Below are 21,250 nucleotides of genomic sequence, written 5' to 3' on the forward strand. Positions count from 1 at the left end.
GCAAGCGATGAACCGCATCGTCCCCGAACCCCTAGCCAAACTCCCCTGGTTCGTGATCCTGCTGGTGGTCGCGATCGGCTGTTTCGGACAGGTCGTGCTGTACTCCGCAGCGGGCGGCTCGCTGCACCCCTGGGCGCTGTCGCAGGGCATCCGCTTCTTCGTGCTGCTGGCCGGCGCGGTCGGGCTGTCCTACGTGCCGGAGAACGTCTGGAAAGGCGGCGCGCTGCCCGCCTACGCGATCATCGTCGTGTCGCTGCTCGCGGTCGAACTGCTCGGCAAGGTGTCCGGCGGCTCGCAACGCTGGCTCGACCTCGGCGTCATCCGCCTGCAACCCTCCGAGTTCATGAAACCGGCGATCGTGCTCGCCTGCGCGAAGTTCTACGACATGCTCCCGCCCGGCGAGACGCGCAGGTTCGGCGCAGTCTGGCCCGCCGCCGTCCTGATCGGCGTCCCTGCGGCGCTGGTGATGCTCCAGCCCGACCTCGGCACCGCGCTGATGATCTGCGCGGGCGGCGCGACCGTGATGTTCCTCGCCGGCATCCCGCTGCGGCTGTTCGTCGGCGGCGCGATCGGCGCCGCGGTCGCAATCCCGCTGGCGATCAACTTCGCGCTGCACGATTACCAGCGCAACCGCATCCTGATCTTCCTCGATCCCGAGAGCGACCCGCTCGGCACCGGCTATCACATCAGCCAGTCGAAGATCGCGATCGGCTCGGGCGGAATCTGGGGCAAGGGCTTCCTCCAGGGCACGCAGAGCCATCTCGACTACCTCCCCGAGGGCCATACCGACTTCGTCTTCGCGACGATGGCGGAGGAATGGGGCCTGGTCGGCGGCTGCCTGCTGATCCTCGCGTTCCTGCTGGTGATCCGCTGGGGGATCGAGGTCGGCCAGCGCGCCAACAGCCGCTTCGCCAAGCTGACCGCGGCAGGCCTCGCCACGACGGTCTTCTTCTACGTCGCGATCAACCTGATGATGGTGATGGGCCTCGCCCCCGTGGTCGGCATCCCGTTGCCGCTGGTGAGCTTCGGCAGCTCGGCGCAGATGACCGTGCTACTGTGCCTCGGCATCCTGATGTCGATCGACCGCCAGAATCGCAAGACGGTCGGCTGGTAGGTCGAAAAGCGGCCTAATCCGTAAAAAGACGGCGTATTTGACGAAAACGGACTCGGATCGACGAAAAGGGGGTTGCGGGCCCCGATGAGTCTGCTAACAGCGCGCCTCCAGCAGCGGGGCGCCACACCAGGGCGCCACTCAAAACCGCCCCGGAATGGACGCATAGCTCAGTTGGTAGAGCAGCTGACTCTTAATCAGCGGGTCCTTGGTTCGAGCCCAAGTGCGTCCACCATTCTTCTTAAACTTCTCAGTGACTTCGGTCAGTGCCAGCGACGAGTCTGAGCCGAAACCCGCTCTCGCTGTGACCAGTTTTGTGACCCGACCGCAGTCTTCTTCCTCGGGCGCGGTGTGACCCGATTTGCCCTCAAACAGGTTCTACGTTGTGGAGGGACAACGACGTGGTTGCCCATAGCGACGGGGTGAAGCGTATCCACCATCCGGATGCGATACTGCTGGCGATGGAGTTCTCATCGTTTGCCGTCGAAGGACGCCCCGAACTCGGAATGATTATCTACAACCCCGCCTCACCGGACGATGCTGAACGGCTGCGCGTTCTGCTGGATGGACACGAAAGCTGACAGGTCCCCGCATACCGCGTTCGACGCCTGATATTTGGCGATGTACGTCGTGATATGCGAAGGAAAACGGGCGGTCCGCTCTTTGGTTGGGGCCCCCGGAAAACCGCCAACGAATGGGCAGCCCGGCGCATCAGCTTTTTGCATCGGCGCCCCCCAGGTTTCCTGCCGTTCTTCGGCCGATGGCTTCGTTAGGTAGATCCGAAATTCCCGGTAGAAGAGGCATCATAAAACCTATGCCACGTGAGAGACACCGCAATGCCGTTTCGTCTGATGCTAGGCGCCTTGTCTTTGATCGCGACACCCCTCCTGGCCGCAGAGCCTGTTGAGAGCGCTACACCGCGCCTTCGAGAGAACGGTCCCGCAATTACTCCCGAACAGGCTGTGGCGCTGACTGCGGCCGCGCTGGGAGACGCTTTGCTGGCGCCAGGGCATCCGCCAGTCACCGAAGCTACGGTCGGGCCTGAAGGCATGGAGCCGCCTACCCCGCCGGGAATGCCGGATTACACACGGGTAAAACTTTACCTGGAGCCCGTTCGTAGTGGGAAGACAGGGTTTTGTGAGCGGGTCATCGCGACCGTGTATTTGGCGCCGGTAAATCGATTGAAGGACGGGCACCTTCCGGCATCACCGGCTGCTCGAATATCGACCCAAATCGCTTATCGCTGGGTTGGACCGCCGCAGACTGGCGTAACCTGCTCTGCGTCGAAATATAAGTTTTTTACAGCGAAACCGGAAGCCGAAGATCAAGCGCTAGAAGCAGTTCACTTGCTAGGCTTAGCTAGCCAACACGCTAAACTTGGCCATCGACTATCATTTCCGGTATCCGTCGAGGATCGTGAAGGGCCGATCATGCTAGCCTATGAGCGTCAGCATCCCGAAACTCCCCGTGATCCAGAACTTAAGATCATCACGAACGCCAAGAAGGCATTGGCATCTCTCCCAGTTGATGCCGTGAGCTTCAGTGGTTTGTCTTCAACTGCTTACCCCGACGTTCTTCGTCCTGCCGATCGAACCAAAAGGACGGGAACGGGACAGCGAGCGATGACAATATTTCTCGGTGGGGATTGGGCCGTCGGCCTCATCATTAGCGGTGGTCGGATCAAGCTGATGCGCATGGTACGAGAAATCCCGGCCCCGTTCTGAACGCCCCCAGTGGGTTATCTGACCCTTCAGCGTGGTGCAAAACTTTTGATTTTTGCATCACGAATGGCCGGGATGGGAAGGATTTATGACGGTCCGCTTTCGTGACGACGGTGCCGAAGCTGCCGTTATAAGTTTCGTCGCAACCGTCGAACGCGGGGGTGGAAAAGTAGGGTGGCGAAAGTCAGGACGCCGAATAGATAACCTACTCCGCGAAGCACGAGGATGCTTTCGGCCTCGGACCCTGCATGTCCACCGAAGCTACCTATCGCGAAGCCGATAGCGAGAAACAGACCGGCAAACTTCGCCTGACCAGAAAACCCTACACGTTTGACAAAGAACCAACCCAGCCAACCGTAAAACATCGCATTTCCTGCGGCTGCAACAACCGTAAGCATATTAAAAGCCTTAAGCACCTGGTCAGGAGATCTTAATCACGATCGTGTGTCAGCACAATTGCGTCGGCTATAGCGCTTTCCGCGTCTTAAAGCGGACGTTCGCACGTGGGCGTCAGTTACCAATAGGCGCCTTTAAACGACCCACGCGCCGCCCGCCTCGTAATCCATATGCGACGCCAAATGCCGATAATGCCGCCAAGACCCCGAGACCAAAAAACGTCCCCGGATTTGGCCCGATCAGGTGCAGGCGGCCCAGTACGCCACCGGCAGGAGCGGCTGCCACGGTGACCAAAACCCAAAAGTTCTTCTTACGCTGCATATCCACCCCCGAGTTTGAGCATGCCGAAATTAACGAATGACCGCAATTAGGGAACGACCGATTGGCCCAGAATGGCAAGGTTTGGGCGTAACTGCCTCGCGATACGAAGCCGCAAGACCCACGAACCGACTTTCGCGATGCCCTTAACTCATCCCAACTTCCGACGTTGGTTCAGCTTCCGAATTACCTTGGCTTGGCCGTTTTTCGGCTAACCGCTTTCAGATTGCGAAGCCGGTAAGCGGTGCTCCGCGGCGATGGGCGTAAGTCGGGTACCGGGAAGGCCAGCCACGTACGCAGCGAAATCGACCTTCGCGGAATTTCCGGGGCCATCAGCAAGGCCGCGCGCGAAATACAGTCTGAACCGCCTTGGGTTTGCCGGAGGCTTACCGGATCGTGACGATGACCTGATCCGTCGCATGACCAGCGGAATCGACGAGTCTCAGCCGGTGGCGGCCCGGCGGGGCGAAGAACAGCAATTGCTGCGCGGCGGGGCCGAGGTCGCGATCGTCGAGGAAGACGTGGTGGGCGCGAACATCGCCGGTCGTCTCGATGGCCAGACGCTGGCGGCCGGCGGGGATATCGGGGTCGATCGCATAGACGCTGCCCGACGCGGGATTGACGATCCGGGCGCGGCGGGCCGTTGCCGGGGCTGCGGCGATCAGCGACTGGCCGGTGCCGCGCAGGAAATACTCGATGCGTGGCTGCTCGATTCCGTCGGCAAAGGCGATGCGGCGGCGCTCGACGCCGACCGGCATAGGTGGCCCGCGCTCGTCGTCGCGTCCAAGCGCGAGCATGACGTCGCGCCAGACCGGCGCTGCGCCGCTCGTACCCGAAACTGCGCGCATCGGATCTCCCTCGACGTTCCCGACCCAGACGGCGACCGTGTGGCGCCGCGAGAAGCCGATGCACCAATTGTCGCGCATGCCTTTCGACGTGCCCGTCTTCACCGCGGTCCAGAACGGCAACCGCAACGCCGAATCCAGCCCGAACGTGGCCGCCCGCGCGTTGGGGTCGGCCATCATGTCGGCGACGATCCAGGCCGCAGCGGGAGTCGTGACCGGGCGGGCCGCAACGCGGGGGGCTGCGGCGGTGAGGCGTAGCGGCGACCAGCGTCCGCCGTTGGCCAGCGACCGGTACGCGTCGGCCTGTTCGAGCAGCGTGACTTCGGCCGATCCGAGTGCAAGGCTGAACCCGTAATAGTCGCCATCCTCGACGAGGCCGCGATAGCCGGTGTCCCATAACCGGTCGCGAAACGACTCGACTCCGACGAGCAGCAGCGTCCGCACCGCCGGCACGTTGAGCGATCCCGCCAGCGCGCTGCGTACCGACACGCGCCCCTTGAAGCCGCGATCGTAATTCTGTGGGACGTACAGCCCCGATGCGGTGTCGAGCTGAACCGGCGAGTCGTCGAGCACCGAGGCTGGCGTGAGATAGCCACGCTCGATCGCCTGCGCGTAGAGGAAAGGCTTCAGCGTCGATCCCGCCTGGCGATAGGCGTTCGCGGCATCGACCGCCGGAGCCGTCGACGCTCCTCCGATCCCGCCGATATAGGCGAGGACGTCGCCGGTTGCATTGTCGACCACCACCGCCGCACCGTCGCGCGCGCGCGACCCGCCGAGCCCCTGGAGCTGGCGCCGGAGCGCGGCGGCGACCCGGCGCTGGATCGCGGCATCGAGCGTCGTCGTGATGCGCAGCCCCGGCTTGGTCAACAGCCGGTCGGCAAGATGCGGCGCGAGGCCCGGATCGAGCGCCAACGTCCGCGCCGGGCCGAGCATCGACGCGGCCACGCTGTCGAACCGCGCGCAAGCCCCCTCGCCGCCAATCCTGCACGCCCGCGCGGCGATCCGGTCGGCGGGCGCCTGCGGATCGGGGAGTAAAGCGGTCAGCAGCAGCGCATCGTCGCGCGCCATCGCCGCCGGGGTCTTGCCGAACAGCGACAGCGCCGCCGCCCCGATCCCCTGCGCCTCGCCGCGGAACGGCGCGAGGTTGAGATAGGCCTCGAGAATCTGGTCCTTGCTCCAGGTCATCTCCAGGGCTTGTGCCGCGCGCATCTGGCGGAACTTCTCGCGCCAGCCGCGCGCGCCGGGCATCGCGAGCGCCGGCGCCAGGAACGCAGCGACCTGCATCGAAAGCGTGCTCGCACCCCTGCCACGCTCGCCCTTCACGCGCGACCGCATAGCCCCGATCACGGCAAGCCAATCCACCCCGCCATGACGGCGAAACCGCGCGTCCTCCGCCGCAACGACGGTAGCGGGCACGACCGGCGCGATCTGGTCGAGCGGCACCCACGCCAGGCGCCTTGCCGCGAAATTGACGCGCGCGCTGTCGATCAGCACGCCGTGACGATCGTACAGCCACGCCTCGGACGGCTTCCAGCCTGCGCGAACTTGCGCATAGCCCGGCAAGGGCGGCGGGAACGTCGCCCAGTCGCACCCGACCGCCACGAGGATCAGCACCAGCAATCCGGCGAGCGCCGCGCGCTGCTTCATCGATCCGCGACGACCATCGGCTGGTTCGGCACCGCCGCGTGGATCGCCGGCGAATACATCGCCTCGACCCGGCTCGGCGGCAGCTGGAACCGACCGGCACCGTTGAGCCGCAGCGTGTACGACACGGTGGCGGTCCCCTTGGGCAGCCATGCAAAATACGCGCGCCACGTATCGCGTCCGCGCTCGACATAGCTCGGCCCCCTGCCCTCACTTTCACCGCCCTGCTGGAGCATCTGCGATTGGCCGCCAAGGTCACCGATCACCGTCGCGCCCGCAGGCACCGGGTCGCTGATCGCGACCCAGTTGCGCTCGGCGGTCGCCTCGACCGTCAGCGTCACGCGCAGCACGTCGCCGGTGGTCAGCCGCGCCGCGTTGCGCGCCTGCACGACATCGACCTTCCGCGTCAGGCGATACCCGGCGAACAGCGGTTGCCTGAGCGGTACGGCTGCCGAGACCGACACGGTCGCCCATGGCCCCGCGCCGCCCGCTTGCGCCAACCGCAGCGGCCCCGCCGCAGCGAGCGGGAACGACGTCGACCGTGCCGCCTCCGCCAATGGCCAGCCGCGCGAGATGCTGCGCCCGCCATAGGACAGCATCGTCGCGCCGGTGACGGCCTGCGCCGGATAGATCTGCGCGAACCGACGCGCGGCGATCGCGCCCCACGCATTGGCGGTGGTCGTGTCCCAATGCCCGCGCGACTGGCGCAGCGCCGTGCCGACCATCAGCCGCGGCGCATCGTCCTGCCAGCCGGGCCGTCCGAGCACGGCGGCGGTGACCTTGTTCGCCGCCTCGTCCGCCGACGACATCAGCCACCACGACGCGTTGGCCGAATCCGACAGGTCCAGCCGCGTGCCCTCGAACACCAGCCGGCTCCGCAACACCGCCTCGGCCTGCGCCTTCGCTTCGGTCGAGGTGCCGGGGATCGCACCCAACGCGGCGATATAATCGGCCAGGCTCGCGGTCGGCATGTCGGCGGGCGTCATCCCGATCTGGCCGAGCATCGCCGGCGTCGCCTCACCCTGCCGCGCGAGTGCGGACAGCGCCGCGATCTTGGTCAAACGGACATCGCCGTAATCCTCGCGACGCAGCCGTCCGTCGAGCACCGCCTTCATCGCTTCGATCATCCGCGCGCGCTGCACCGGTGGCAACGACAGGTTCGCCGCCCCTGCGATGGACAGGACATAGGCGGTAAGTGCCTCCGATCCCTGCAGGCTATCGCCGGGAAAATAGCGGAGCAGTCCGTCGGGCGCCTGATAGGTCGGGATTTCGCCTGCCAAACTCGTCCAGCCCGCCATATCGCCAAGCACGATGATCCGCGACAGGCGCTGTTCGAGACAATTGAACGGATAGCGCGCCATGTAATCGCGCACGCCGGCGAGCGACGGCGCCAGCGTATCGGCGAGGCGGATGTCGACGCTGCCCCGGCCCGGCAATGCGCCGGCCGGCGGTGCGATCGGGATCGTCGTGGCCTCGCCGACCTGCGCGAGCGTCGCCGCCCAGATCTCGGTCGGCACCGCGGGTATGACGTCTTGCGTGACGGTCAGCTGATCGCCGGCACGGCCATCGTCGCTTTTCGCGCTGACATGCCAGCGGAGCGTGTCGATCCCGGCGGGCGCGGTGAGGTTCCAGGCGACCGGCGCGGCGCCGCCCGCTGGAATCGTGACGGTCAGCGGCTTGCCCTGCGCGATCCGCGGGAAGACGTCGACGGTCGCGGTCACCGTCATCGGGTGGTCCGATCCGTTGCGCAGCGTGAACCGCGCGCCGTAGAAATCGCCCGAGCGGACCAGTGGCGGCAAGCCGGCATAAAGCGACAGATCCTGCGCGGTGCGGATATCGGTGCTGCCGGTGCCGAACGCCTGCGCGCCGTCGGTGGCGATCGCGACGAGCTGGAACGACGACAAGGCGTCCGACAACGGCACCGTCACGCGCGCGCGCCCTTGGGAGTCGAGCGGCACATGGCCTTTCCACAACAGCACCGGCTGGAAATTCTCGCGATTGAGCCCCGACAGGTCGCCACCGCCGCCGCCGCCGCCCGCTTCGAGCGCCTTGCGCCCATAATGGCGTTTGCCGACGACCTGCATCTGCGCGGTCGAGGTCAGCACCGACAGCGGACGATCGCCCATCATCGCCTCAAGGATATTCCAGCTGTCGTTCGGCGCGAGCTGGAGCAAAGCCTTGTCGACCGCCGCGAACGCGACATCGGCCTCGCGCGCCGGGCTGCCATCGGGCTTCTTTACCTGCACCATGACGTTGGCGGTGCCGCGCGGCGCATACCGCTCGCGATCCGCCTTGACCACGACGCCGAGCGTATGGCCTTCCCACCCGACCTTCACCTTGGCGATGCCGAGGCGATAGGCGGGCTTGGCGAGATCGACCAACGCGGTCGGTTCAGCCGCGTCCTCGGGCGTGTCCGACAGGCCAAGCGTCCGCGCGATGCGGTGCACCCAGCTCCAGAACCCGCTCTCGACACGGCCGCGAACGACCAGCACCGAGACATAGACGTCGGGCGCATAAGCCGCGTCCATCGGCACCTCGACAACCGGGTCCTTGCCGGATAATTCGGTAACGAAGCTCGACAACACGCCCTCGCGCTGGACGCTGACGAGTGCCGTTGCCGAGCGGAACGGCATCCGCACCTGGAACCGCGCGGTCTCGCCCGATGCATAGGCCAGCTTTTCGGGGACGACGTCCATCCGGTCGCCATTGTCGCCGCCGAACCACCAATCGTCGTCGCCGGCGAGCCATACCGACTTGACCGAACGCGCGACGTTACCGTCGGCGTCGCTGGTGGTGACCACCGCGTAGAGTTCGCCCGACACACCCGGGTCGACCTTGCACTGCGCCTGGCCCTTAGCATCGGTAGTGGCGCTGCACGACGCGGACAGTTTCGTCGTCCGCATCCGGTTGTCATAGGCGTAGAACCCGCCGATCAGCCGCCGTCGCGCGGTCAATATCTCGCGGCTGTACAGTGCGACCGACAGCTTCTGTCCCTTGATCGGCTTGCCGTCGGTATCGAGCGCGACGAAGTTCAGGCGCAGATCGTCGGCGCGCATCATCCAGCCATCGGTCGCGACGCCAAGCTGCACCGCGGACGCGTAGATCGGGATCGATTTCGATGCGGTCAGCGTCTCTCCGTTCGCGTCGCGGTAATCCATTTCGATCTGCATGTCGGCGGTGCCGGGCAGCGTCTGCGGCATGTCGACGGTCATCCGGCGCGTGCCGTCGGTGCCCAGCGTCGCCGGCAGCATCTGGGTCGGCGGCAGCGGCGTCTTGGCATCCTCCCCCTCGCCGTCGAGCGGCTTGACGCCTTCCGAAATCGCATCGCCGCCGAAGCTGTATTTGTCGTAGCCGACAGGCGTCGCGCTATGCGCGAACCAGCCGATGCGGACGTCGACCGGCAGGTTCGATGCGCCGCCCCCGGACAGATAACCGGCGAACAGGTCGAGCTGTGCGGTGCGCGGTTTGACCAGCGCGGTCTTCGGCCCGGTCACGCTCGCCCGCATCGTCGGCAAGCGATACTCGTCGACCTTGAACGACTGGGCGGACTCGGTGGTGGTATCGCCGACCACGAAGACGAGGTCGTAATCCCCCATCGGCGCGCCCTTGGGGGCGGTCCAGACCGTCTCGCCGGTACCGTTCGCGCCGATCGTCACGGGCATTTCGAACTGCGTGTCGGATCCGCGATGCGACAGCCGCAGCGTACCCATGAAGCCTGGCGCCAGCGAAAAGCCGCGCGCGTCGGGGCGCCGCAGGATATGCTTCATGTGGATCGTTTCGCCCTGGCGGACCAGTGCGCGATCGAACACGGTGTGGATGATGTCGGTCGCCGCCGAATAGCCGTAGGGCAGGTCGAAATCATACGGGCGTATGCCCTCGCCCCAGTCGGTCAGCGTGAAGCTGAAATCGTCGCCGCTGCGGGCCGAGATCATCAGCGGATGCGCGCCGCCCTCCCCTTTGCAGCTGCCATAGGTTTCCGGTTCGGGCAGGCCGCGCGCCACCATGAGCCCGCCGCTCTTGTCGGTCGCGCCGCGCGCGAGCGGCTTGCCGGTGCAGCTGTCGCTGACCTGCACCACCGCATTCGCTACCGGCTTGCCGGTCGACAGCCGCGTGACCCAGGCCAGCGAACGATCGCGACCCCATTCGAAATGCACCGCCAGGTCGGTGACAAGTGCGGCGCTCGCCACGTACCGCGGCACATTGCGCCCGAGCAGCGCGCGACCGAGCCTCGGGCTCGCCAGTTCGACGACGTAGAAGCCGGGTTTGCCGAGCGGCAGGCCGACGACCTCGAAATCCTTGCCCTTGCCTGGCAGGTCGAGCTTGAACGGGTCGCCCGCCCCGCCGTCCCCGCCGCCGCCGCCGCTCCCGCTCCCGAACAATATCGGTTTTTCGCCGGTATGGTTGATCTGGATCGGTTCGGCACCCTTGCGCTCGATCGTCTGGACGTCGGTCTTGCCGGCCTCCTCGACCTGCCGCAGCCATGCCGCGATCTCGCCGTCGGTGCCGGCGACGCGCAACCGCTGACCACCGATGCCCGCGGTCTGCCCTTGCAACGACGGCTCGACGTTGCGGACGGTGACCGGCAGCACGCCGCCCTGCTTCGCCTCGAGGATGCCGAAGTCGGCCGCGAATTTCACCAGCGGCGGCGCCTCGTCGAACTTCACCTCGAGCGGGAAGCGCTCGCGGTTGGCGAGGATTCGGCCGCTCTCGTCCTTGAGATCGGCGGGAATCGACAGCGTGGCGCGCGTCGCGACGGGTAACGGCGCCACGAACGTCACCTGTTCGATCGTCGCACGGCGCTTGTCGTCGTCGGCAATCACCGGTGCGATCGTCTTGCCATCCGCCAGCGTCAGGCGGATCGCGGTTGCGGCGCTCATCGGGATCGGCGCGGAAAAGCGCAGATAGGCCTTCTCGACCGGGCTGCATCCGGCGGCGGTGTTGACGCGCGAACATTCGAAGCGCGCGGTGAAGGGTTTGCGCACCGTGAAATCGAACCGCTGGTCCGCGCCGGCCAGCTTGCCGCCAGCGCTGGCGATGTTCGCGCCCCACACCAGCGCCATGTCGCGACCCGGCGGCAACGGCCGACGGCATTTCAGCGCGGTGACGCCGGCCAGCGCGCGCTGGCGGAGCGCCGGATCGCTGGGAAGCGTCTTGGGCAATCCTGCGTTTTCGAGGAAATTGCCGACCTGATAGGACTTGCCCATCCCGGCCAGCAGCTTGGCCGGCAGATCGGGCGCGAGAACGTCGACCGCGATCTTCTCGCCGATCCCGTCGACCGCGCAATAGGCGTTCGCGGCGATCGACATCCGCGTTGCCGGCATGTTCGCGGCGACGAGGAAGACCTGGTCCTCTTCGATATCGCCATAGCCCGGCATCACCGCGCGCGCGACCGGGCCGCCCGCGTCGACCGTGAAACTGTCCGCATCGACCGCGTAGCCCGCAGCGCTCTTCAGGCCATCGCGGGTCGCCAGCGTGCAGCGCGTGCCGCCGGGCAAGGGTTGCGCGAAATCCCAGACATAGGTTTGCGGGTCGGCCCAGCGCCCGTCGCCCGGCACCGCGCACTCCACCTTGAGCGGCGAGGCGGCGCGGGGATCACCGAGCGGCACGATCGCGTCGCTGAACCGCACGGTAAACCGGGTGATGGCGCCATCCGAGATGTTGGGCGTGGCGAGCGTAACATGCGGCGTATCGCCCCCGAACGCAGCGACCGGCGCAATGACGATCGCAAGCGCCGCCCACAATCTAGCAAATCGCATGCCCGCTCTCCCCGCTCACAGGATAGGGCTCGGCAAGCGTTAGTCCAGACGAAACCCGGTGATGCTCGAACGCGGGCAGCAGCCGTAGAATGCGCGATCGCGCTCGACCCGTCGGTCCAGCTGCGCCATGTACGTGCCAAGCTTGGCAGAAATGCCGCGCAGGGGGATGCGTAACGATGATCGTTTGGGCAGGGATTGTCGGCGCGCTGATCGGCTGGGTCTTCGTCGATTTCGAAACGTACGGACTTGTGATCGGGGGGCTGATCGGCCTCGTCGCGGGCCTGGCTCTGCGACGCGGCGTTCGCATCGAGGTGGCGCGGGCGACCCGGGCACTCCAGGATCAGATCGACAGCCTGATCGCGCAGGGCCTTGCCGAGATCGGCAGACCGGCCGTACCGGTACCGACACCTCCCGCGGCCGATGTCGCCTTGCCACCGGCAACGCGCGCCGCCGCCGAGGAAACCGGGCAAGTCAGCACACAAAGCCCCTGGTCAACGCCACCACGCCCAGCGATCGATGCGACCACCCGCCGCGACCAAGCATTTGTAACACCGACAGCCCCCGCAGAACCGAGCGTGGTCGAAGCCACCGTGACGGCCGCCCTTACCGCGGCGAAAAATTGGGTGTTCGGTGGCAACACGATCGTTCGTGTCGGCCTGATCATCTTGTTCGTCGGCCTGTCGTTTCTAGCGCGCTATGCGGCGTCGGCGGGACTGTTCCCGATCGAACTGCGTCTGGCGTTGGTTGTCGCAGTCGGCATCGTCCTGCTCGCGGTCGGCTTCCGTACGCGAGAGAGCCGCCCCGGCTTCGGTCTGGCGCTGCAAGGCGGCGGCGTTGCGACGATCTATCTGACCGTGTTCGCCGCCGCCAAGCTGTATGCGCTGTTCCCGATCATGGCCGCGTTCGTGCTGATGATCGTGGTGTGCGCGCTCGGTTGCACGCTGGCGCTGTTGCAGCGGTCCCAGGCGCTCGCGGTCACTGCGTTCGCGGGAGGCTTTGCGGTGCCGCTATTGCTCGCGGGCGGTGGCGGCACCATCGCCGTGGTGTTCGTCTATTATACCATTCTCAATGTCGCGATCCTGTTCATCGCGCAGCGACAGGCGTGGCGCGTCCTCAACCTGGTCGGCTTCTTCGCCACGTTCGGCGTGGCGACCCTGTGGGGCACGACGAGCTACCAGCCGACCGACTTCGTCGCCGCGCAGGGCTTCCTGATCGCATCGGTGCTGATCTACGTCGCCACCGCCGTTCAGTATGCACGAGCGACGCCGGGGCGGCTTGGCAATGTGGTCGATACGACCTTGCTGTTCGGACCGGCGCTGGCCGGCTTCGGGCTGCAGGTCGGGTTGGTCCACGATCGCCCGTTCGGCAGCGCGTTCGCCGCGATCGGTTTTGCGGCGCTGTACCTGGGCGTCGCGGGCTGGACGATGCGTTATCGTCGCGACTCGTTCCGGGTGATGAACGAGACGATGCTCGCGATCGGTATCGGCTTCGTCACGCTGGCGGTGCCGCTGGCGCTCGGCGTACGCTGGACGTCGGCCGCATGGGCGCTTGAGGGTGCAGGCGCGTTCTGGGTCGGCATGCGGCAGGCGCGCTGGATGCCGCGGATGTTCGGGATCCTGCTCAAGATCGTGGCAGCGCTGATCTACCTCGGGAGCATGTCCGACAACGTCTCCGCCATCCCGCTCGCCAATCCCGGCTTCATCGGCGCGATGCTGATCGCGCTGGCGGGGCTGGCTACGGCGTGGTGGCTGCGCGACCCGCTGCCTCATAGCGGGTCGCGGTGGGCAAAAGCCTATGCAGGTTACGAGACGATATTGGCGGCGCCGGCGTTCGTGTTCGGCTTCGGTTTCTGGTGCCTGGCATGGTTCGCCGAAATCACCCGCATGACGCCACCGCGCGCCGCTGGCCTCGCGATCGCGCCAGCGTTCGATCCGGGGCTGCAACCGTTGCTGATGCTGCTCGCCTTTGTCGGCAGCGCATGGGCGTCGCAATATGCCGGGCGGCGGTGGCGCTGGCCGGTCGCGACCCGGCCCAGCTATACGACGCTGATAGCGTTGGTGCTGACGTTCGTCGTCACGGCGGGCAGCGGTCGCCATTTCCTGCGGATGCCCGACTGCCTGCTCTGGATCGTGGCGATCCTGCTGCACATGCGGATGCTGTACCGCAACGATCGCGATCAGGAGGCGACCGAGTTGCGCGCATTGCTCGGCGTCATCCATGTCGGCGGGGTGTGGTTTGCGACCGCGATGCTGGCAGACTGCCTGTGGTTGGCAATCAACAACGCCCGGCTCTGGAGCACTGCCTGGGCGGACGTCACGCTGCTCTTCGCCACGGTGGCGGTGCTGGTTTTCCTGACGATGTGGGCGGGACGCACGATGCGCAATCCAGGGACCAGGTCGAGCGGGCTGCGTTGGCCGCTCGATCTGCATGGTCAGGCCTATGGCTGGTACGCTGCGGTCCCGATCGCGGCACTGGTCTATCTCGGGGCGTTGCTGACGGCGGTGATCTCGTCGGGCAATGCCGCACCCCTGCCCTATCTGCCGCTGCTCAACCCGGTCGATCTGACACTGGGGTTGTCGCTCGCCGCGCTGGAGCTGTGGCGGCGCACGATAGTGGCGGCAGTGCCGATGCCGCCGGGATCCGCGGCTCTCAGCGGCAACGCAACGCTTGCCGCGCTCGCCGGGCTGGCTTTCGTAATCGTCAACACGGTCTGGCTGCGGTTCGCGCACCAGATGCTCGGGGTTCCGTGGAGCGGCGACGCGCTGCTCGACAGCGTCGTCGTGCAGACCGGGCTGGCCATCCTGTGGACGTCGCTCGCACTGGCGTTGATGGTGCTGGCGTCCCGCCGCGCACAGCGGAGCCTGTGGCTGGTCGGCGCCGGACTGCTGGCGATGACCGTGGCCAAGCTGCTGCTCGTCGATCTGAACGCTGCGAGCGGCGGTGCAAGGATCATCGCGTTCATCGTGGTCGGCGTGCTGATGCTGGTCGTCGGCTATCTGGCGCCGCTGCCTCCCAAGGTGGCGCCCAAGACGACGCCGATCGACGACCGGGTCGTGGCATGAGGAACGTCGGGTGGCTTGCCGGCCTCGCATTGGCGGTCGGTATGCTGATCGCCGCGGCCCCGGCTGGGTCCGACGACGATCCACAATCCTACGCGCGCCGCGTTCCGATCGTCGTCGCGCCCGGTTCGACCGTGCAGCGCTTGGCGATGCCCGCCGCGATGCTCGCGGCATCGAGGACCGCGAACCTGTCGGATATCCGGGTCTTCGATGCCACCGGCCGACAGATGCCAATCGCCCGCATCGCTTCCGCCGCAGGCCCAGCGAAGCGCTACGACCTGTCCGCGCTTCCGATCCTCGGCGGTACCGATGCCCTGACGGTAACAGGCGTTTCACTCCGCCTTGACGGCACCGGCAACGCACGCGTCGCACAAGTCGACGGCACGCCATCAGGTCGCCCGGCCGAGGCGATCATAGTTGGCGTGCTGCTCGACACCCGCGCGGTGGCGGGACGTGCAGACATGCTGACGCTCGACGCAGACGTGCCGCGCGCACAGCCGGTGACCTTCACCGTCGAAGCGAGCGCCGACCTCAAGGATTGGCGGCCGCTCGGCGCACAGGTCGTTTACCGAACCGCCGACAACGCCGTGAGTCCGCTGAAACTTGGCGGCGCGGTGTTGGACGACCAGTATCTCCGCGTCACATGGCGCGCGGCGTCGCGGCTGCTCTCGCCGGTGACGATACGAAAGGCGGCGCTGTTCCTGCATCCGGCCGCCGCGACCGCCGTGTCGATCGCCGCGTCGCTGCCGCCGCTCGACGACGCCCACGCGGTCGAATTCGAATGGCCCTCCGCGAGTGCGCTCGACACGATCCAGATCGTCCCGACCGGCAACGACATGATCCTGCCCGTCCACGTATTCGGTCGCGACGACCGTGAACAGCGCTGGACGCGCATCGGCTCCGGAACCGCGGTGCGCGCAAGCGCCGGGCCAACCCCGCCCCAAGCTATCGCGCTCGACGGGCGAAGGTATCGTACGGTTCGGATCGAGGCAGACCGACGATCCCCCGGCTTCAGTTCTCCGCCCACCATTCGGTTGGGTTTCTCACCGCGAGCCATCCTGTTCCTCGCCGCGGGCAAGCCGCCCTACATCCTGACAAGCGGCCGAACCGATGCCGCGGACATCTACCTGCCGGCCGGAACCATCATGAGCCAGGCGTCCGGCAGCACCGTACCGTCAGCCACGGCCATCGCTGCACAGGGCGTGCTGCGGCTCGCACCGGTGAGCGATGCGACCGCAGTTCGGCGCCAGATCCTGCTGTGGAGCGTTCTACTGGCAGCCACGGCTCTGCTCACCGCGATGGCATGGATGCTCTGGAAGCGCAGTATCGCCACTCAAGCAGCCGACAGTATTCCTTAGATGCACCAGTCGCGCGCCAGTGTGCATGAGCAGACCCCCGACGTCCCTTAACGCCGTCCGTCATGGTGAACTCGTTCTACGCGTTCGGCGCGGTCGATCGCGATCCCCGGACCCGGATCATCAGCGTCGCCTATTTCGCCTTGCTGCCACAAGTAGACTTCGCTGCCGCCCCGAAGGCCGCGCCGGACCTCGCATTGGCCGAGCTTATCGTACCGTGGAGCGGCGAAACCGGCGGGCCCGTGGAAGCGTGCTCGGCCGATGGCGAAACGCTGCCGCTGGCGTTCGCCCTCTAATCTTCTGGTTCCGCCCAGAGACCGCCAGCACCGTCGAGCTGCCGATGGACGACCGCGAGATGGCGCTGTTCGCCTGCGCGCCGGCAAACTTGCGGGCGCACCGCTCGCGGTGACGTCGCGGAGCCGCGGAGACGCTGCACCTCATTACCGGCTGAGAGACCAAGACCCGGTTGCAGACAGTCGGGCGTCCTTCCCCGCATCCCGGTTTCGACCGCTCCATCCAGCATCGACCTTGCTCAAATTTGCCATCGGTCGTCAGGCTTCGAAAGACGCTCGCCGCCTAGTCTGTCGTCGGAGACTGGCCGCAACCGAAAGGCGATCGCGAACCTGGTTTGGCCCGGGTACGATGTCAGCATCACGTGCGTATCATGTGCTTCGGCAACCTGTGCGACGATCGCGAGGCCAAGGCCGCTGCTGCCTCCCATCGATCGATCCTTTTTCCAGAACCGACGGAAGATTGCCGCATGGTCCTGTTCGCGGATGCCAGGTCCATCGTCGCAGACCGCCAGCGTACCGTCCGGGCCGACCGTGACGTCGATCCTGCTGCCGGTACCGCTATGCTTGACCGCGTTTTCTAGGAGGCACCCCAGCGCCTTGGCGATCCAGGCCGCGTGCCCCGCGACCATCACGCTGTCCGCGCCGGGCGACAACGCGATCGACTTGCCCGATCGGAAGGCGAGCGGTGCGATCGATGCCACGCCGTCCGCCGCGATCTGGACGAGATCCACCGATGCCGCGGTATCGAGCGCGACGGTCTCCAGCTCGGCGAGTTCCAGGACCTGCTCGACGATCCGGCCGAGCGTATCCAGGTCGCTGCAAAGCCTCGCCCGCAACGCAGCGTCGTCGACCGCCTCGACACGCAGCCGGGCGACGGCGATCGGCGTACGAAGCTCGTGCGCGGCATCGGCGATGAAATCGCGTTGCATGCGGTAGCTCGACGTCAACCGTTCGAGCAGCGCGTTGACCGCCAGCGCGAGCGGGCGGACTTCGGCAGGAAGTCTCTCCCCGTGCAACCGAAGATCCAGCGGCACGCCTTCCGCGGTCTCCAGCGAAGCCGACGCCCGGCGCACCGGCAAGACCGCGCGGCGGATGATCAGCACGTCGATCGCGAGCAGCAGCAACAGCAACGGCGCCACGATCGCCATCCCGTAGAGCAGGAACTGCGCGAGCAGATCGTCGAGGATATAATCCGGATGCGTGAGGTTCTGGAGCACGGCGATCCACACCCGTTCGTTGCCAACCTGAGCCGGGCTGCTCGTCCCTGCGTAGAAGGTGCGGCGCGACTGGCGACGAAAGAAGCGCTCCTCGTCCTCCAGCGGAATGTCCGCGGTCGGCAGCACCATCTTCGACGCCGACTGGAACAGGACCGTACCGCGTCGATCGAGAATCCGGAACGAGAAGCCCGCACCCGGCGCGAACACCGCCGCACTGGTATTGTCCTGCGTCAACCGGAGTCGGCCGGTCCCGTCATGCGACAGCGCCTGCCGCAAGGCTTGCGCGTGGACGTGGAGCGTCTGGTGCTGGATCCGCGCCGCGGTCGTGTCGAGGAACAGATACACGCTGCCGGCGACCGCGATGGCGGTGATCAGCACGGCGATCGCATGCCACCGCAGGATCTGCGCCATCAGCGACCGCGGCCGCCGGTTCACGCGCCGCGCTCCATGATCATATACCCCACCCCGCGGACGGTGACGATCTCGACATCCGCGTCGGCCAGCGTCAGCCGCCTTCGCAGCCGGTGGATATACACCTCGACCGCATTCGAGCCGAGATCGTCGGCCAGCCCGAACAGCAGTTGCTCGATATGCGCCTTCGTCACGACCCGGCTCGACCGGCGGATCAACGCGGCAAGCACCTCGAGTTCACGCGCGGACAGCACCGTCGGCACGCCGCCGATCGCAACTTCGCGCGTGGCGGGATCGAAGCTTACATTGCCGCAATCGATCGTCCGATCGACGATCGTGCCGCTCCGCCTGAGCAGCGCCTGGATCCTGGCGAGCAGTTCCTCGGGTGCGAACGGTTTGGCCAGATAGTCGTCGGCGCCTGCTTCGAGACCCGTCACCCGGTGTGCGACGCTCGCCCGCGCGGTCAGGGCGATCACCGGCGTGCGATCGTCGCGCTCGCGCATCGCACGCACGACCGACAGCCCGTCGGCATCCGGGAGTCCCAGATCGAGGATCACGACGGCGTAGCGCGTATAGGACAGCACGAGCAGCGCATCCTCGGCCGTCGTCGTGCAGTCCGACGCATAGCCCGCGGTCTCGAGCAGGCGGACCAGCATCGTGACCAGCTCGGCATGGTCCTCGACGATCAGGATTCTCATTGTCCGGCCCCGCCCCGGGCGTGCCGACTACGCGGCGATTCACGCGACGATCGGTCTGTAAGGCTCACGTAAGCCAGGCCGCGTAGCCCGGTTGATCCTCGATCCAGATCTTGATCCCAATCGATGTCGCACGATGCGCCGTCCGCAAAAATCAGAGTGTCTCCATGTTCGATACCCTTCGCCCGTTCCGGCGACCCGCTACGCTTTCCGCCCCCGCGACAGTCGATGTGCCACGACGGGTCGCGTTGTTTTCCGGCAACTACAACTATCTTCGCGACGGCGCCAACCAGGCGCTAAACCGTCTGGTGGCGTATCTCGAACGCCGCGGTACCGACGTCCGGGTCTATTCGCCGACCTCGGCCACGCCGGCGTTCGCGCCAGCGGGTACGCTCGTGTCGGTGCCGTCGGTGCGTATCCCCGGTCGCGGCGAGTATCGCCTGGGTCTGGGTTTGCCCGCCGAACTGCGCCGCGACGTGCGGGCATTCCGGCCCGATATCGTCCACGTGTCTGCCCCCGACTGGACCGGCGTCGCGGCGCAGAGACTGGCGCGAACGATGGACGTTCCGGTCGTCGCCAGCTTGCATACGCGGTTCGAGACCTATGCGCAGTTCTATGGCGCGGGGCTGATCCGGCCGGCGATGGAGCGGCATCTCGATCGCTTCTACCGAAGCAGCGACACGATCCTCGTTCCGACCGCGCCGATTGCGGACGAATTCGCCGGGAAGGGCTTTGGCGACCGCACGCGCCTATGGGGGCGCGGCGTCGACCGCGACCAGTTCTCGCCCCGCCATCGCAATCTCGCCTGGCGGCGATCGCACGGCTTCCAGGACCACGACGTGGTCGTCCTCTTCTTCGGCCGCCTCGTCCGCGAGAAGGGCCCCGCAGTGTTCGCCGATATCGTCGACCGGGTTTCCGCCTCGGGCGTCGCGATCCGGCCGCTGATCGTCGGCGATGGTCCCGAACGCCGCTGGCTTGCGAAGCGCCTGCCGAATGCGCGGCTGTTGGGCAGCCTGTCGGGCGACGAGCTCGGCCGCGCGGTCGCCAGTGCGGACATCTTCGTCAACCCGAGCATCACCGAAGCATTCGGCAACGTCACGCTCGAGGCCATGGCGTCGGGCCTGCCCAGCGTGTGCGTCGACATCCCGAGCGGCCGCAATCTCCTGCGCAAGGGAACGGGCATGTTCTTCGCCGCCGACGATCTCGACGGCGCGGTCGCCGCCGTCCGCCGCCTTGCGGTCTTCTCCGATCTGCGGTCGGCGATGGCGCGTGCAGCGCGGGCCGCCAGCGAAGAGTATAGCTGGGACAAGGCGTCGACGATGGTCATGGACGCGTATCGCGCGCTCCTGAACCAGGACGAGGCGCAGACCGGCGAGATGGCAAGGCCGCTGACCCGGTCGATCTCGGGCTGATCCCGATGATCGCACGGTGGCGTGGTCCGGCATGGTCGGGGTTGCGTCGCGCGACCGCCTCGCGGTCGGTTCGTACCGGCGTTGCCGCGGTGGCGATGATCGCGATCGTCGGTATCGCCGTGTCGGCGTTGTCGCACCTGCTGGACGGCGTCGACGGGAGCGACATCCGCACGGCGTTGTCGCGGATCGGCTGGCCTCGCCTGTGCGTCGCCGCCGCCGTGACCGCGGTCAGCTACGGCGTGCTCACCGGCTATGACGTCGTCGCGCTGCGGATCGTCGGGAAGCGCGTCCGCTATGCACGCGCCGCGCTCGCGTCCTTCACAAGCTATGTCTTCAGCCACAATTTCGGGTTCGCGCTGCTGACCGGCGGCACCGCGCGATTGCGGATCTACCAGCCAGCGGGCCTGGCGATCGGCGAGGTGGCGCATGTCATGGTCCTGACCGGCGTGACCTTCTGGTCCGGCGTCCTCCTGTTGCTGGGCTTCGGCCTGATCGTCCAGCCGGGGACGGTGGCGGTCGCCGGCGTGGCGCTATCCTATCCGGTGCACGCCGCGATCGGTGCGTCGAGCTTTGCCATCCTCGCCGCGGTACTGGTCGGACTGAAACGTCGCGCCGGACGGACGCTCGTCCTGTTCGGCCGTTCGATACCGCTGCCCAGCGTGTCGCAGGCGCTCGCCCAGGTCATGCTGGCGAGTGTCGACATCGTCTTGGCAGCCACCGCGCTGTTCGTCCTTCTGCCGGGCGCGGAGGCAACGCTCTTTCCCGCCCTGCTCCTCGGGTATCTCGTCGCGATCGTCACCGGTCTCATTACGCACGCGCCCGGCGGCGTCGGCGTGTTCGAGGCGGTTATCCTCGTCAGCCTGCCCGAGATCGACCGCGCAAGCCTGTTCGCCGCGTTGCTCGCCTACCGCGTGGTCTATTACCTGATCCCGCTGGCGATCGGCATGCTGCTGTTCGGCATCCATGAGCTGCGCGGCGCACGTGTAAGGTCGGCGTAAGTCGGGGACGCGATGAGGG

General features: G+C 66.6%; 12 protein-coding genes and 1 tRNA gene. 9 read left to right on the top strand and 4 right to left on the bottom strand.

Annotated elements, in window-relative coordinates; translation table 11 throughout:
- Positions 1-7: 7 nt before the first annotated feature.
- The 4 genes from rodA (at position 8) to VH567_RS02605 (ending at position 2,835) form a co-directional block, all read left to right on the top strand.
- Positions 8-1,114 (top strand): rod shape-determining protein RodA, encoded by a 1,107-nt coding sequence (rodA, locus tag VH567_RS02590; protein ID WP_423322900.1) that lies wholly within the window; start codon positions 8-10, stop codon positions 1,112-1,114.
- Between the two features lie 156 nt (positions 1,115-1,270).
- Positions 1,271-1,346 (top strand) — tRNA-Lys (locus tag VH567_RS02595).
- Positions 1,347-1,494: 148 nt separating this feature from the next.
- Positions 1,495-1,692, top strand: coding sequence for a hypothetical protein (locus VH567_RS02600; RefSeq protein ID WP_423322902.1), 198 nt, complete (start codon positions 1,495-1,497; stop codon positions 1,690-1,692).
- Positions 1,693-1,947: 255 nt separating this feature from the next.
- On the top strand, positions 1,948-2,835 hold the full coding sequence (locus VH567_RS02605) for a hypothetical protein (RefSeq protein WP_423322904.1): 888 nt from the start codon (positions 1,948-1,950) through the stop codon (positions 2,833-2,835).
- A gap of 1,097 nt (positions 2,836-3,932) precedes the next feature.
- Here the strand turns inward: VH567_RS02605 and pbpC are convergent.
- Together pbpC and VH567_RS02615 are read right to left on the bottom strand one after the other, a co-directional pair.
- The gene (gene pbpC, locus VH567_RS02610) at positions 3,933-6,038 is read right to left on the bottom strand and encodes a penicillin-binding protein 1C (protein ID WP_423322906.1); all 2,106 of its coding nucleotides are present in this window, start codon (positions 6,036-6,038) and stop codon (positions 3,933-3,935) included.
- Positions 6,035-11,791, bottom strand: coding sequence for an alpha-2-macroglobulin family protein (locus VH567_RS02615; protein WP_423322908.1), 5,757 nt, complete (start codon positions 11,789-11,791; stop codon positions 6,035-6,037). Before VH567_RS02615 ends, pbpC begins: the two co-directional genes overlap by 4 nt.
- A gap of 176 nt (positions 11,792-11,967) precedes the next feature.
- Here VH567_RS02615 and VH567_RS02620 point away from each other — a divergent pair, with 176 nt between their 5' ends.
- From VH567_RS02620 to VH567_RS02630, 3 genes are all read left to right on the top strand, one after another.
- Positions 11,968-14,853, top strand: a complete 2,886-nt coding sequence (locus VH567_RS02620) for a DUF2339 domain-containing protein (protein WP_423322910.1) — start codon at positions 11,968-11,970, stop codon at positions 14,851-14,853.
- A complete protein-coding gene (locus tag VH567_RS02625; protein WP_423322912.1) occupies positions 14,850-16,208 on the top strand; it encodes a DUF3999 family protein in 1,359 nt (452 codons plus the stop codon). Before VH567_RS02620 ends, VH567_RS02625 begins: the two co-directional genes overlap by 4 nt.
- A 62-nt stretch (positions 16,209-16,270) precedes the next feature.
- Entirely contained in the window at positions 16,271-16,501 is a 231-nt protein-coding gene (locus tag VH567_RS02630; RefSeq protein ID WP_423322914.1) for a hypothetical protein, read from the top strand.
- A 236-nt stretch (positions 16,502-16,737) separates the two neighbouring features.
- On the opposite strand, the gene VH567_RS02635 is transcribed toward VH567_RS02630, so the two are convergent.
- Both VH567_RS02635 and VH567_RS02640 read right to left on the bottom strand, forming a co-directional pair.
- On the bottom strand, positions 16,738-18,150 hold the full coding sequence (locus VH567_RS02635) for a sensor histidine kinase (protein WP_423322916.1): 1,413 nt from the start codon (positions 18,148-18,150) through the stop codon (positions 16,738-16,740).
- Positions 18,147-18,824 (bottom strand): response regulator, encoded by a 678-nt coding sequence (locus tag VH567_RS02640; RefSeq protein WP_423322918.1) that lies wholly within the window; start codon positions 18,822-18,824, stop codon positions 18,147-18,149. The genes VH567_RS02635 and VH567_RS02640 overlap by 4 nt, the downstream gene beginning before the upstream one ends.
- Before the next feature lie 164 nt (positions 18,825-18,988).
- On the opposite strand from VH567_RS02640, the gene VH567_RS02645 reads away from it, so the two are divergent.
- Together VH567_RS02645 and VH567_RS02650 are read left to right on the top strand one after the other, a co-directional pair.
- On the top strand, positions 18,989-20,233 hold the full coding sequence (locus VH567_RS02645; RefSeq protein WP_423322920.1) for a glycosyltransferase family 4 protein: 1,245 nt from the start codon (positions 18,989-18,991) through the stop codon (positions 20,231-20,233).
- Between the two features lie 5 nt (positions 20,234-20,238).
- Positions 20,239-21,231: a lysylphosphatidylglycerol synthase domain-containing protein gene (locus tag VH567_RS02650; protein WP_423322922.1), complete on the top strand. Its 993-nt coding sequence runs from the start codon at positions 20,239-20,241 to the stop codon at positions 21,229-21,231.
- The last annotated feature ends 19 nt before the right edge of the window (positions 21,232-21,250 follow it).

The organism is Sphingomonas sp. 4RDLI-65 (genome assembly GCF_049472435.1).
Classification (GTDB): domain Bacteria; phylum Pseudomonadota; class Alphaproteobacteria; order Sphingomonadales; family Sphingomonadaceae; genus Sphingomonas.